General features: G+C 58.6%; 14 protein-coding genes. 8 read left to right on the top strand and 6 right to left on the bottom strand.

The features are described 5' to 3' along the window. The first annotated feature begins 17 nt into the window (after positions 1-17). The 4 genes from RDL77_RS03240 (at position 18) to truB (ending at position 4,970) form a co-directional block, all read left to right on the top strand. Positions 18-659: an RNA-binding protein gene (locus RDL77_RS03240; RefSeq protein ID WP_374042649.1), complete on the top strand. Its 642-nt coding sequence runs from the start codon at positions 18-20 to the stop codon at positions 657-659. Continuing rightward, complete coding sequence (infB, locus tag RDL77_RS03235) at positions 656-3,427, top strand: translation initiation factor IF-2 (RefSeq protein WP_288191779.1); 2,772 nt, start codon at positions 656-658, stop codon at positions 3,425-3,427. Before RDL77_RS03240 ends, infB begins: the two co-directional genes overlap by 4 nt. Before the next feature lie 94 nt (positions 3,428-3,521). Further along, entirely contained in the window at positions 3,522-3,995 is a 474-nt protein-coding gene (gene rbfA, locus RDL77_RS03230; RefSeq protein ID WP_223612059.1) for a 30S ribosome-binding factor RbfA, read from the top strand. Next, complete coding sequence (gene truB, locus RDL77_RS03225) at positions 3,996-4,970, top strand: tRNA pseudouridine(55) synthase TruB (RefSeq protein ID WP_288191778.1); 975 nt, start codon at positions 3,996-3,998, stop codon at positions 4,968-4,970. A gap of 14 nt (positions 4,971-4,984) precedes the next feature. Here truB and RDL77_RS03220 read toward each other — a convergent pair whose 3' ends face one another. Both RDL77_RS03220 and RDL77_RS03215 read right to left on the bottom strand, forming a co-directional pair. Then, the gene (locus RDL77_RS03220) at positions 4,985-5,314 is read right to left on the bottom strand and encodes a gamma-glutamylcyclotransferase family protein (protein ID WP_288191777.1); all 330 of its coding nucleotides are present in this window, start codon (positions 5,312-5,314) and stop codon (positions 4,985-4,987) included. Positions 5,315-5,352: 38 nt separating this feature from the next. Then, a complete protein-coding gene (locus RDL77_RS03215) occupies positions 5,353-6,120 on the bottom strand; it encodes a class I SAM-dependent methyltransferase (RefSeq protein ID WP_288191776.1) in 768 nt (255 codons plus the stop codon). A 307-nt stretch (positions 6,121-6,427) separates the two neighbouring features. On the opposite strand from RDL77_RS03215, the gene rpsO reads away from it, so the two are divergent. The 3 genes from rpsO to RDL77_RS03200 all read left to right on the top strand — a co-directional run bounded on the left by rpsO (position 6,428) and on the right by RDL77_RS03200 (position 10,208). Beyond that, complete coding sequence (gene rpsO / locus RDL77_RS03210) at positions 6,428-6,697, top strand: 30S ribosomal protein S15 (protein WP_105736700.1); 270 nt, start codon at positions 6,428-6,430, stop codon at positions 6,695-6,697. A 214-nt stretch (positions 6,698-6,911) separates the two neighbouring features. After that, positions 6,912-9,056, top strand: coding sequence for a polyribonucleotide nucleotidyltransferase (pnp, locus tag RDL77_RS03205; protein WP_223612051.1), 2,145 nt, complete (start codon positions 6,912-6,914; stop codon positions 9,054-9,056). A gap of 132 nt (positions 9,057-9,188) precedes the next feature. Further along, complete coding sequence (locus RDL77_RS03200) at positions 9,189-10,208, top strand: class I SAM-dependent methyltransferase (RefSeq protein ID WP_288191775.1); 1,020 nt, start codon at positions 9,189-9,191, stop codon at positions 10,206-10,208. On the opposite strand, the gene RDL77_RS03195 is transcribed toward RDL77_RS03200, so the two are convergent. The 4 genes from RDL77_RS03195 to fabA all read right to left on the bottom strand — a co-directional run bounded on the left by RDL77_RS03195 (position 10,209) and on the right by fabA (position 13,280). Further along, positions 10,209-10,562: a hypothetical protein gene (locus RDL77_RS03195; RefSeq protein WP_288191774.1), complete on the bottom strand. Its 354-nt coding sequence runs from the start codon at positions 10,560-10,562 to the stop codon at positions 10,209-10,211. A gap of 108 nt (positions 10,563-10,670) precedes the next feature. Next, positions 10,671-11,486: an enoyl-ACP reductase FabI gene (gene fabI / locus RDL77_RS03190; RefSeq protein ID WP_223612046.1), complete on the bottom strand. Its 816-nt coding sequence runs from the start codon at positions 11,484-11,486 to the stop codon at positions 10,671-10,673. A gap of 11 nt (positions 11,487-11,497) precedes the next feature. Continuing rightward, complete coding sequence (gene fabB / locus RDL77_RS03185) at positions 11,498-12,727, bottom strand: beta-ketoacyl-ACP synthase I (protein ID WP_288191773.1); 1,230 nt, start codon at positions 12,725-12,727, stop codon at positions 11,498-11,500. Between the two features lie 37 nt (positions 12,728-12,764). Continuing rightward, positions 12,765-13,280, bottom strand: coding sequence for a 3-hydroxyacyl-[acyl-carrier-protein] dehydratase FabA (gene fabA / locus RDL77_RS03180; RefSeq protein WP_223612043.1), 516 nt, complete (start codon positions 13,278-13,280; stop codon positions 12,765-12,767). Positions 13,281-13,503: 223 nt separating this feature from the next. On the opposite strand from fabA, the gene irrA reads away from it, so the two are divergent. Further along, positions 13,504-13,935 carry an iron response transcriptional regulator IrrA gene (gene irrA / locus RDL77_RS03175; protein ID WP_105736688.1) on the top strand — a complete coding sequence of 144 codons (432 nt, stop codon included), beginning with the start codon at positions 13,504-13,506 and terminating at the stop codon, positions 13,933-13,935. Positions 13,936-13,972 lie beyond the last annotated feature (37 nt).

The raw sequence follows: 13,972 nt of genomic DNA, 5'->3' as shown, positions 1-13,972 counted from the left end.
TGTACGTGGAACCGGAAATGAATGACAGGACATGCATTGTCACGCGCGAAGGCGGTTCTGTCGATGACATGATCCGGTTCGTCGCAAGCCCGGACGGGGCGGTTGTCGCTGATTTGAAGCGCAATCTTCCCGGGCGGGGGTGTTGGGTGAAGGCCCAGCGGCGTTATATTGATGAAGCGGTCAAGCGAAAGCTCTTCCCGCGCGCATTGAAAACCAATGTGACTGTCCCGGACGATTTCGGGTTGGTTGTTGAGCAGATGCTGGTAAAATTCGCGCTTGGCAGTTTTGGGTTGGCGCGCAAGGCCGGTGTTGTGGTAACAGGGGCCGCAAAAGTGGACTCAGCTATCCGCAACGGCACCGCAGCGATGGTTCTTCATGCCCGTGAAGCAGCGGAAGATGGCATCCGCAAGCTTGACCAGGCCCGCCGTTCGGTAGTTTATGCCGGCGGACCGGAAATTCCCGCCCTTTCATTGTTTGAAAGCAGTGAAATGGATTTGGCACTAGGCGGGGTAAATGTGATACATGCTGCCGTACTCAAGGGGAAGGCAGCTGCCGGGTTCGTCGAGCGAGCTTGGCTGCTACAGCATTTTCGCGATGGCCGTACGGATCTGGCCGACGCTAAAGCGGCATCTGCCGCGAAGGAAACGGAAACGGAATGAGCGATACAAAATCGACAGACGACAAGACGCTTGGCGTCAATAAAAAGACCCTGACCCTGAAGCGGCCTGGCGTTGAACAGAGTACTGTGCGTCAGAATTTCAGTCATGGCCGCACGAAGTCTGTTGTCGTTGAAACCAAGAAGCGCAAGTTTAGCCTTCCGGATCAGAAGCCGGAGGTAACGCCTCCTGCTGCGCCTGCACCGGCAACACCGGCGCCAGCATCCGCGGCACCTGCTCCTTCTGCACCGGTTGTGCGCCCGGCGGCCCCCCAGCCGGCCCCTGCACCCGTACAGGCAACGACATCAAGTGCTGCTCCTGCGCCAGCGCCGCGTCCGGCGGCTCCTGCGCCAAGCACGCCTGCCGCTTCTGCATCCGCGAGCGCGCGTCCCGCTGCTCCGGCGCATTCGCAGCGGCCTGCCCAGCAGCCCTACCGTTCATCGCGTCCGAACGACCGTTCGGGCATGGTGCTGAACACATTGTCGACCGCCGAGCTTGAAGCCCGCCGCAAGGCACTCGAGGGTTCAAAAGTTCGTGATGCGGAAGATCGTGCGCGTGCGGCTGTCGAAGCTGCCCGCCGTGCGGAGGAAGATGCTTTGCGCGCCAAGGAGCGCGAAGAATCCGCCCGCCGCCAGGCCGAAGAAGAAGAGCGCCTGCGCAAGGAAGCCGAAGCCAAGCAGCGTTCGGAAGAGGAAGCCCGCAAGCGCCAGCCTGAAACCGCGAAAGCGGCTGAAGATACCGCTGCGCCGAAGGGTGCCGTCCGCAAGCCCGTCGCTGACGAGGAAGAAGAACGTCGTGGTCCTGCGGGTGCCCGCCGCGGCAGCAGTGCCGCTCCGGCAAAGCCGGAAGTGCGCACACCCAAGGTTGTCAAGGGCGAAGACGAGCGTCGTCGCGGCAAGCTTACCCTGGGTACGGCGCTGAACGATGAGGGCCGCAGCCGTTCGCTGTCCGCGATGCGCCGCCGCCAGGAAAAGTTCAAGCGCGGCATGCAGCAGGACACCCGCGAAAAAATCGCGCGCGAAGTCATTCTGCCGGAGACCATCACCATTCAGGAACTTGCACAGCGTATGGCCGAGCGTTCGGTTGACGTCATCAAGTTCCTGATGAAGGAAGGCCAGATGATGAAGCCGGGCGATCTGATCGACGCCGATACGGCTCAGCTGATTGCCGAAGAATTCGGTCATACGGTTCGCCGCGTTGCGGAATCCGACGTTGAAGAAGGTATCTTCAACGTGCAGGACGACGAAGGTGCGTTCGAATCCCGTCCGCCTGTTGTCACGATCATGGGTCACGTCGACCACGGCAAGACATCGCTGCTCGACGCCATCCGCAAGGCCAACGTGGTGTCCGGTGAAGCCGGTGGCATCACGCAGCACATCGGTGCCTACCAGGTCGAGCAGAACGGTCACAAGATCACGTTCATCGATACGCCCGGTCACGCCGCCTTTACGGCGATGCGCGCACGCGGTGCACAGGCCACGGATATCGCTATCCTTGTGGTTGCCGCCGACGACAGCGTGATGCCGCAGACGATTGAATCGATCAACCATGCCAAGGCAGCGGGTGTTCCGATCATCGTGGCGATCAACAAGATCGACAAGCCGTCCGCCGATCCGCAGAAGGTCCGCAATGGCCTGTTGCAGCACGAAGTCTTCGTGGAATCGATGGGCGGTGAAACGCTCGACGTGGAAGTGTCGGCGAAAACCGGTGCCGGTCTCGACAAACTGCTCGAAACGATCCTGCTCCAGGCTGAAATTCTCGACCTGAAAGCCGATCCTTCACGGACGGCCGAAGGTGTGGTCATCGAAGCCAAGCTCGACCGCGGTCGTGGTTCGGTTGCGACCGTTCTCGTCCAGAAGGGCACATTGCGTCCGGGTGACATCATCGTTGCCGGCAGCGAATGGGGCCGTGTCCGCGCCCTCGTCAATGATCGCGGTGAAACGGTCAAGGAAGTCGGTCCGGCAACGCCGGTCGAGGTTCTGGGTCTTCAGGGCCCGCCACAGGCTGGTGATCGCTTTGCCGTGGTGGAAAACGAAGCCAAGGCCCGCGAGATTTCTGAATACCGCACGCGTCTTGCCCGTGAAAAGGCAGTGGCACGTCAGGCTGGCTCGCGCGGCTCGCTCGAACAGATGATGAGCCAGTTGCAGGTCACCGGCCTGAAGGAATTCCCGCTGCTCATCAAGGGCGACGTGCAGGGTTCCATCGAAGCCATTGCCGGTGCGTTGGACAAGCTCGGAACCGACGAAGTTCGGGCACGCATCATCCATTCGGGCGCTGGCGGCATCACCGAGAGCGATATTGCTCTTGCCGAGGCCTCCAATGCTGCGATCATCGGCTTCAACGTGCGTGCCAACAAGCAGGCACGTGACCTGGCCGAGCGTGAAGGCATCGAGATCCGCTACTACAACATCATCTACGATCTGGTGGATGACGTGAAGGCAGCCATGTCCGGCCTGCTGTCGCCGGAACGCCGCGAAACCTTCCTCGGCAATGCGGAGATCCTCGAGGTCTTCAACATTACCAAGGTCGGCAAGGTTGCGGGTTGCCGTGTCACGGAAGGCAAGGTCGAACGTGGTGCAGGCGTACGCCTTATCCGCGACAACGTTGTCATTCACGAAGGCAAGCTCAAGACGCTCAAGCGCTTCAAGGACGAAGTGTCCGAAGTGCCTGCGGGTCAGGAATGCGGTATGGCGTTCGAGAACTATGACGATATTCGCGCAGGCGATACGATCGAAGCGTTCCGCGTCGAACACATTACCCGCACACTTTGACGCCAAGCCCTTGCAAGGGCAGCGTTTAAATCATCGATAACAGGATCGCCGGAACAAAAACCGGCGATCTCCTGTATCTTGGGATACGATAAATATGTCTCGTTTTGCCTCATCGTCCGGCCCCTCACAACGCCAGCTGCGCGTCAGTGAGCAGGTGCGTCACGCGGTTTCTCAGGTGCTTCAGCGCGGTGACGTGCGTGATGACACGCTGGAAAACGCCGTTGTCGCCATTTCTGAAGTGCGCATGTCGCCGGATCTCAAGATCGCCACCTGCTTTGTCTCGCCCATTGGCGCGAAAGACAGCGATGCGGTGATTGCCGCGCTGAACCAGCATGCGAAATTCATCCGCGGCCGGGCAGCGGCCTATCTGAAGCAGATGAAATACATGCCGGAATTCCGGTTCCGCATCGACTCGAGCTTTGACAACTACGCCAAGATCGATGCGCTGCTGCGCAAGCCCGAGGTGACCCGCGATCTCGATGATCATCACGATCACGATGATGATCATGACGATCCCAATCCCGGCGATGTGCCGGGACATGGCCCTGACGGCAACGGAAACAATTGAATGTCGAGACAGCGCAAGAAAAAAGGCCGGCCCGTATCCGGCTGGCTGATCTTTGACAAGCCGAAGGGCATGGGCTCGACCGAAGCCGTCTCCAAGATCAAGTGGCTGTTCAAGGCTGAAAAAGCCGGACATGCCGGCACGCTCGACCCCCTCGCATCCGGCATGCTGCCGATCGCGCTGGGCGAAGCGACGAAGACCGTCCCCTATGTCATGGACGGCACCAAGATTTACCGCTTCACGGTCACGTGGGGGGCTGAACGCACCACGGACGATATGGAAGGTGAGATCACCGTTACATCGGAGCATCGTCCGGACGAGGCATCAATCAAGGCCATTCTTGCCAGATATACCGGTGTGATTCAGCAGATTCCGCCAAAATTCTCCGCCATCAAGATTGCCGGCGAGCGCGCCTATGATTTGGCACGCGGCGGTGAAGACGTGGAAATCCCTTCGCGTGAAGTCGAAATCGACCGGCTCGAACTGATTGGACAGCCCGACGCATCCACCGCGATTTTCGAAGTCGAATGCGGCAAGGGCACCTATGTCCGCTCACTCGCCCGGGACATGGGGCGGGATCTCGGTTGTTATGGTCATATCTCCGATCTGCGCCGCATTGAAGTTGCTCCCTTTGACGAACAGGATTTCGTCACGCTCGAGGAACTGGAAGCGGCCCACCCGCCGGCGCCTGCCGAGGGTGAGGAAGGCGAGGACCGTTCCTACGAAGCCATCGAGGCGCGTTTCTCGGTGATGGATGCATTCCTGATCGATACTGGCGCCGCGCTGGAGAGCCTGCCGCAGGTCGCCCTCTCCGACGATCAGGCGCACCGTATCCGCATGGGCAACCCGGTCATCCTGCGTGGCCGCGACGCGCCGGTTGAGGCTGACGAAGCCTGCGTGACGAGCAAGGGCAAGCTTCTTGCCATCGGCTTCATCGAACAGGGGCAGTTCAAGCCCAAGCGCGTTTTCACCGCTTAAGCTTTCACGTAAACTCAGGCATCGGTTCCTGATTTCAACCGAACTTCGATGCGTTTGTAATCGGACACTTCGTAGGCGTCCGCCGCTGCGAGTTCGCTCGCCGTGATCTTGAAAACCGTCCCCGCGACCTCGTCGCCGGAATCGCCGCTTGGCACGACGATGGGATGGAAATTGCTGCCGCTGGCACGGATGACATCGGGATCGGTGATTTCGATCATCGATTGCCTGAAACCTGGCATCGCATCCGGCGTACCTTGCAGAAGGCGGCCGAAGGAAGACAGCTGGACACCCTCCTGCTGCAGGGTTCCGTAGGAAAACAGATGGATCGCCGGTGTATCATTCATGCTGTGCTCCTCTGGCGCTTCGTCCTTATTGGCGAATATCATTCCTTGATGCAACTGTAGGCTGCGGTGTCGTAGGGCAGGGTGACCTCCGCTTTTCCGGCGAGCGTCGGTTCGTTTGCGATAAGGGTGCGAACGTCGGCGGCAACCCGTTCCTGTTTCTCCGGCGGCAGGGCGGCGATGAAGCTGGTCGACAGCACCCGGTTGACGATGACGTCTTCTGGCGCACCGGTATGGTTGTTGGAAAAGTGATGTTCCCTCAACGCGCTGAAGCCATTGAAGGGAAAAGGTTTTTTCCAGTCACCGGTATGGTGCCGCGGCGTGTCGCCTTCGTAGGGCGCAAAGATATCGGCGAGTTTTGCCACCCAGGGAATACGCGCGTCCCGCGTGTTCCACACCAGCCCCACGCTGCCGCCGGGTTTGAGGACCCTGTGGATTTCCGCGAGTGCGGCTTTGGTGGCAAACCAGTGGAATGCCTGCGCACAGACGACCGCGTCCACGGATGCATCGGCAAGAGGGATCGATTCGGCCGTGCCTGATTTGGCCGAAATCTCGGGATGTTCATCGGTGAGTTTTTGCAGCATTTCGGCAACGGGTTCAACGGCGATGACCGCAGCGCCTGTCGTCATGAGCCGGCGCGTAAACTTGCCGGTTCCGGCGCCGAGATCGACAACGGTCTTTCCGGGCTCCAGATCCAGTTCATCGCGCAGCCATGCATCGAGCGCCGGCGGATAGTCCGGACGGCCCAGGACATAGCTGTCGGCCTTAGCGGCAAAACCCGTGGCAGCGGCGTGATGAATGGTGTTCATGATTTTACTCCGGATCATTGGCCCGCCAACCAGTATGGAAAGGCGGATTGGCGGAATCGGGGCGGGCAGGGATATGCCATGCTCATGCCGCAGTTCCCGTCTAATATAAGATGGCAAAATGTATATGACCGTTTTGCCCCCGGTTCGACAGCTGAAAAGCGGTCGAATCATTTGCGGCTGGTAATTTGTCACATTTTCGACTATACGGCCCGCAGCGACAGGCTTTGCCTGCCGCTTTAACCGGCCCCCGCTGGACGACATCCCGGCCGTGGGCATCCCGTTTTCCCTTCAAAAGAAAGGACATACGATGTCGATTACCGCTGAACGCAAGCAGGCACTGATCTCTGAATACGCAACGAAGCCAGGCGACACCGGTTCCCCGGAAGTCCAGGTTGCAGTTCTGACAGAGCGCATTGTCAACCTGACCGAGCACTTCAAGGACCACAAGAAGGATAACCATTCCCGCCGTGGTCTTCTCAAGCTCGTCTCGACGCGCCGCAGTCTCCTTGACTACCTCAAGGGTGTAGACGAAGGCCGCTACCAGACGCTGATCGAAAAGCTCGGCCTGCGCCGCTAACGGATTGGACCGGCGGGTGCGTTCAGTCGCTCCGCCGGTCTCTGTTTATCCCCGACAGGGATGAACGCTACCATGAGGCAGGTCATGGGGCAGGATTGCAGGCAACTCGGCCATACGAGTTGCACGTTGTCTTGCCCGTGATTGGTCTGAAACGAAACGGGCGAAACATGCTGCATCAAAGGGATGCGCGTATTTCCCCACTGAAGGACAAGATATGTTTAATCAACACAAAGTTGAAATCGAATGGGGCGGTCGTCCGCTCATTCTGGAAACGGGCAAGATTGCCCGCCAGGCTGACGGCGCAGTTCTCGCCACCTACGGCGAAACCGTCGTTCTCGCCACCATTGTTTCCGCCAAGGAACCAAAGCCAGGTCAGGATTTCTTTCCGCTGACCGTAAACTACCAGGAAAAGACCTACGCGGCCGGCAAGATTCCAGGCGGCTACTTCAAGCGTGAAGGCCGTCCGAGCGAAAACGAAACACTGGTTTCGCGCCTGATCGACCGTCCGATCCGCCCGCTCTTTGCCGATGGCTACAAGAACGACACACAGGTTGTCCTGACGGTTATCCAGCACGACCTCGAAAACAATCCTGACATCGTTTCGCTCATCGGTGCTTCCGCAGCGCTGACACTGTCCGGTGTTCCATTCATGGGTCCGATCGGCGGCGCACGCGTCGGCTACATCGGCGGCGAATACAAGCTGAACCCAACCATCGATGAAATGGTCGAGTCGAGCCTCGATCTCGTTGTTGCCGGTACAGGCGAAGCCGTTCTGATGGTTGAATCGGAAGCCAAGGAATTGGCTGAAGACGTCATGCTCGGCGCCGTGATGTTTGGTCACAAGAGCTTCCAGCCGGTTATCGACGCGATCATCAAGCTTGCTGAAGTTGCTGCAAAAGAGCCACGCGATTTCCAGGCAGAAGATCTTTCTGCTGTTGAAGCTGCGGTTCTCAAGGTTTGTGAAGCCGATCTGCGCGCTGCCTACAAGATCACCGACAAGCAGCAGCGTTATGCCGCTGTTGATGCGGCCAAGGCAAAGGTCAAGGCACACTTCTTCCCGGAAGGTGTTGAAGAGCCGGAATTCTCCGCCGAACAGATCGCAACCGTGTTCAAGTCGGTTCAGGCGAAGATCGTTCGCTGGAACATCCTCGACACGGGCGGCCGTATCGACGGACGCGACCTCTCGACGGTTCGTCCGATCGTATCGGAAGTCGGCCTTCTGCCGCGCACCCACGGTTCGGCCCTGTTCACCCGCGGTGAAACACAGGCCATCGTTGTTGCAACGCTCGGCACCGGCGAAGACGAACAGTATGTCGACTCGCTGACCGGCATGTACAAAGAAACCTTCATGCTTCACTACAATTTCCCGCCCTATTCGGTCGGTGAAACAGGTCGCATGGGTTCGCCCGGCCGTCGTGAAATCGGTCATGGCAAGCTCGCCTGGCGCGCTATCCATCCGGTTCTGCCTGCCAAGGAACAGTTCCCCTACACGCTGCGCACGGTTTCGGAAATCACCGAATCCAACGGCTCGTCCTCAATGGCGACTGTCTGCGGCACATCGCTTGCCCTGATGGATGCCGGCGTTCCGCTGCTCCGTCCGGTTGCTGGTATTGCCATGGGCCTGATTCTCGAAGGCGAGAAGTTCGCTGTTCTGTCCGACATCCTCGGCGACGAAGATCACCTCGGCGACATGGATTTCAAGGTTGCCGGTACTGAAAGCGGTATCACTGCCCTGCAGATGGACATCAAGATCGACGGTATCACCGAAGAGATCATGAAGGTTGCTCTGGGTCAGGCAAAGGACGGCCGTCTGCACATCCTCGGCGAAATGGCCAAGGCCATCACCGAAGGCCGTTCGGAACTCGGCGAATTTGCACCGCGCATCGAAGTCATGAACATCCCGACCGACAAGATCCGTGACGTTATCGGTTCTGGCGGCAAGGTCATTCGTGAAATCGTCGAAAAGACCGGTGCGAAGATCAACATCGAAGACGATGGCACGGTCAAGATCGCGTCCTCCTCTGCCAAGGAAATCGAAGCCGCCCGCAAGTGGATTCATTCGATCGTTGCTGAGCCTGAAGTCGGCGAAATCTATGAAGGTACGGTCGTCAAGACCGCAGACTTCGGCGCATTCGTCAATTTCTTCGGTCCGCGCGATGGTCTGGTCCATATTTCCCAGCTCGCTTCCGAGCGCGTTGCCAAGACCTCCGATGTGGTCAAGGAAGGCCAGAAGGTCTGGGTCAAGCTCATGGGCTTTGACGAACGTGGCAAGGTTCGCCTGTCGATGAAGGTTGTCGACCAGGAAACCGGCAAGGAAATCGTTCAGGAAAAGAAGCAGGCTGAAGAAGACGCTGAATAAGCCTCTTGCTTTGACGTGATGAAAGCGCGCCCCCGTGGCGCGCTTTTTTCTTGGCGGGGTTCGATTGGCATGGAAGGTTGCCATTCCAGTCAATTCCGCTTCAGACAGACCTATTGATGGATGGACATTGCCATGGCCAACGGCGCACTCAAGACGCTCTTTCTGCCCTTTGAAGACGGGATATTGCCGGTTCCCGGCGCAGGCAGCGCATGGCTGTTTCTTGGCGCCGAGGTGGAGCGAGATATCGATCCTGCGTGGAAAGATGTCCTGACAGCTCTTCAACCATTCAGGCCGGATTACAACGCCTTGCAAAAAGCGGGCTTCCAGGCGGTCTCCCGTCTTGAGGGCAAGGAAAGCTTCAAGGGCGCGCTGATCCTTCTTGGCAAGCATCGTGGGCGCAATGAGGCATGGCTGGCGCAGGCTTTGCGCCATGTCGAAGCGGGCGGCCTGATCGTGGTGGGCGGCGACAAGAAACTTGGTATCGACAGTTTCCGCAAGACAGTCGAGAAATTTGCGCCGGTCACCGACCGGCTGTCCAAGCACCATGCGGTGGCTTTCTGGTTTACCCGGCCCGAGGCTGTCGATGAGGCACAGGTGGAGGCGCTTGTGGCTGAACCGACGCTGGTCGACGCGCGCTTTACCACCGCACCCGGCATGTTTTCCCACACGGCCATCGACAAGGGATCGGCGCTGCTGGTGAAGCATTTTGCCGGACGCATCAGCGGCCATGTCGCCGATTTCGGCGCCGGTTGGGGTTATCTTGCCAGCGAAGTCCTGAAACATCCGGAAAAGCTGAAATCGCTGGCAGTCTATGAGGCGGATTTTGAAGCACTCGAAGCGGCAAAGCTGAACCTTGCCGGAGCAACCGAGCTGCCGTTGTCATTCCACTGGCACGACGTCAATGGCGAAACCATCGCCGAGATTTACGACACGATCGTCATGAACCCGCCATTCCATGCGGGACGCAGTGCCGACCCGACCATGGGGCAGGGTTTCATTGCGGCGGCCGCCAAGCGGCTGAAGCCGGGCGGCAGACTGCTGCTCGTCGCCAACCGCCAGATGCCCTACGAGGCGGGCCTGAAGGCACTGTTCCGCTCCGTCCTGCCGATCGAGGACACTGCCGGTTACAAGATCATCGAAGCGAAAAAATAGTCAGTTCAATCGCCGGCGCCGGATACCGCACAGCCTCGTTTCTTCGATGGCCGCCTCGCTCATCCACGCCATGGATTTGAGGCTGACGATGATCCGTTGCAAAATGGCGGGACGTGGACCCCTGCGCCAGGTATCGCTGGAATAGAGCGCTTCCTGCGAAGCGTTGAGGTGGTCGAGATTGTCATAGGCGCGCACGAGGAAATAGGCATCGGGGTGATGCTCCGATTGGCCGAAGTCGACCACGTCCATATCGATGGACTGGTGTATGGGCAGGCTTTCGTCGCACACCAGTTTGTGGAATTCGGCTCCTGTTCCCGGGCGCAGGCTGTAGATAAGCGTTTCAACGAGGCGCATGGTGGGTCTCCTGACATTCCTGACGAAAAAGGGAGGCCCACTTTCAACAAAAATCCCGCAAAACCAAGCCTGGTCTCACGGGACTGCTGTCAATTCTGGCAGGAGGGTTTATTCCTTACCGTCGTCGGATTTCTTCAGTTCTTCGAGCGTTGGCATCGATACGATGTTGTAGCCGGAATCCACATAGTGGATTTCGCCGGTCACGCCGCTCGACATATCCGAGAGAAGATAGAGCGCCGAGCGGCCGACATCGTCGATATCGACGGTGCGGCGCAGCGGCGCGTTGCGCTTCTGGTAGGAGAACATGGCGCGTGCGTCGCCGATGCCGGCGCCAGCCAGCGTGCGGACCGGACCGGCGGAGATCGCGTTGACGCGGATGCTTTCCGGGCCGTAATCGGCGGCGAGATAGCGCACCATGGCTTCAAGGGCAGCCTTGGCCACGCCCATGACGTTGTAGTTCGGCATGACGCGGGTCGAGCCGCCATAGGTCAGCGTCAGGATGGAGCCGCCATTCGTCATCAGTTTCGAAGCACGCTGCGCCACTTCCGTGAAGGAATAGGCTGATATCACCATGGTGCGGCTGAAATTGTCGCGCGTGGTTACATCGGCATAGCGGCCCTTGAGCTGCGACTTGTCGGAAAAGCCGATGGCATGCACGACGAAATCAAGCGTGCCCCATTCCTTTTCCAGGGTCTCGAACACGGCGTCGACGGTTGCGATATCCTCGACATCACAGGGAAGCAGCAGCTTGGAGCCGAGTTGTTCCGCGAGCGGTGCAACGCGCTTGCCGAAGGCATCGCCCTGATAGGTGAAGGCGAGTTCAGCGCCGTTGTCGGCCAGTTCCTTGGCAATGCCCCAGGCAATGGAATGGCTGTTCGCGACCCCCATAATGAGACCGCGTTTGCCTTTCATCAGTTCACCCATATTCTTCCCTCTCAACCCTGGAAACGCTGGAACACCAGCGTTGCATTGGTGCCACCAAATCCGAAGGAATTGGTCAGCACCGTATCCAGTTTGGCATTGTCGATCCGCTTGCGCACAATAGGCATGTCCTCGAATGCCGGATCGAGTTCTTCTATATTGGCGCTCTCGGCGATGAAATTGTGGTTCATCATCAAAAGCGAATAGATTGATTCGTGCACGCCGGTGGCACCCTGCGAGTGCCCGGTCAGTGATTTTGTCGCCGAGATCGGCGGGCAGCCGGCTTCCGCCGTGCCGAACACTTCGCGAATGGCTTCGATCTCCTTGAGATCGCCAACCGGTGTCGATGTGGCGTGCGGATTGATGTAATCCACCTTGCCCTTCACATGCTCGATGGCCATCCGCATGCAGCGGGCGGCGCCTTCACCGCTTGGCGCAACCATGTCGGCACCGTCCGATGTCACGCCATAACCGACGATTTCGCCGTAAATCTTGGCGCCGCGCGCCTTGGCATGTTCCAGCTCTTCCAGAACCAGCACGCCCGCGCCGCCGGAGATGACGAAACCGTCGCGGTTCTTGTCATAGGCGCGCGATGCAACCGAAGGCCGGTCGTTGAACTTGGAGGACATGGCGCCCATGCCGTCGAAAAGCACGGAAAGCGTCCAGTCGAGATCTTCGCAGCCGCCGGCAAACATCATGTCCTGCTTGCCATACTGGATCATCTCGAAGGCATTGCCGACGCAGTGATTGGACGTCGCGCAGGCCGATGAAATGGAATAGTTGACACCCTTGATCTTGAACCATGTGGCAAGCGTTGCCGATGCGGTCGAAGACATGGCTTTCGGCACGGCAAACGGGCCGACTTTCTTGGATGAACCCGATTCGCGGGTTTTATCGGCAGCTTCGACGATGGTGCGGGTGGATGAACCGCCGGAACCCATGATGATACCGGTGCGCTCGTTGGAAATCTGGCTCTCGTCGAGACCGGCATCGGCGATGGCCTGGTCCATGGCCACGTGATTCCATGCGGTTCCCCCGCCATGGAAGCGCATGGCGCGCCGGTCGACCAGCGTTGCCGGATCAAGCGTGGGAGCGCCGTGCACCTGACTGCGGAAACCGTATTTTGCATAGTCTTCCGCGAAGACAATACCCGATTTCGCTGCACGCAGGGATTCCAGCACCTCCTGCACGTTATTTCCGATAGAGGACACGATACCCATCCCCGTCACAACCACTCGCCGCATTGCGATCTCCTTGAAGGTGCTGCGCTGACCGATAGGGTCAGGCAGCGCTTTCCTTGAATAGGCCAACCCGCAGGTCGGTTGCCTTATAGATAGTTTCGCCGTCGGCTTTTAGCCAGCCGTCCGCAATGCCCAGCACCAGACGACCGCGCATGACGCGCTTGAAGTCGATGCCATACTCGACAATCTTGGTTTTCGGGGTGACCATGCCGGTGAACTTGACCTCGCCGGTCGACAGCGCGCGGCCTTTGCCGGGCTCGCCGAGCCAGCCCAGATAAAAGCCGGTCAGCTGCCACATGGCGTCGAGACCAAGGCAGCCCGGCATGACGGGATCGCCAATGAAGTGACACGGGAAGAACCACAGGTCCGGCTTGATGTCGAATTCAGCACGGATATAGCCCTTGCCGTTTTCGCCGCCGGTCTCGGAAATCTCGGTAATGCGATCAAACATCAGCATGGGTGGAGCTGGCAACTGGGCATTGCCCTGACCGAACATCTCTCCGCGGGCACACGTAAGGAGCTCTTCGTACCCGTAGCTTGATTTCTGTTCTGGCATTCTGTCTCCCATCAATTGCTTCAGTGCTGGCGCTTTTGCGCGGGCGGACCCTATCACAGAGTGTTTCTCGCTGAAAACGGTCTGTTGGCTTATCCCTAACGGAATGGCTGAATTGCGGCCTATTGATCGATTTCGCAAGACGGCATATATCAATGATGTAACACGATAGACAACAGTCTATGGTGAGACTTTTGATATCATTTAACGGAGTGGCAGACGGGCCATGCATATTTCTTATGAGATTGATGCCGACGTACCCTTGCAAGAGCGCCTGCGCTTTGCGGGTTTGCGTCCCACCCGTCAGCGTGTAGCGCTTGCCAGTCTGATCTTTGCCAAGGGCGATCGTCATCTTTCGGCGGAAGAACTGCATGAAGAGGCGCTCGGCGCCAATGTGCCTGTTTCCCTTGCGACGGTCTACAATACCCTGCACCAGTTCACCCAGGCAGGCATGTTGCGCATCCTCGCCGTCGAAGGCGCAAAAACCTATTTCGATACCAACGTTTCCGATCACCATCACTTTTTTGTCGAAGGCGAAAATCAGGTGATCGATATTCCGGATGGCTCGGCCATGGTCGGCCATCTTCCGCCGGTGCCGGAAGGCATGGAAATCGTCAACGTGGACATCATCATCCGCCTGCGCAAAAAACGCGGCTGATCCAATCGCATATCAATGATGACGGATTGTGCAGTCT

The organism is uncultured Phyllobacterium sp., from assembly GCF_902479695.1.
Lineage (GTDB): Bacteria > Pseudomonadota > Alphaproteobacteria > Rhizobiales > Rhizobiaceae > Phyllobacterium > Phyllobacterium calauticae.
This window is presented reverse-complemented; position numbering and strand designations above follow the sequence as displayed.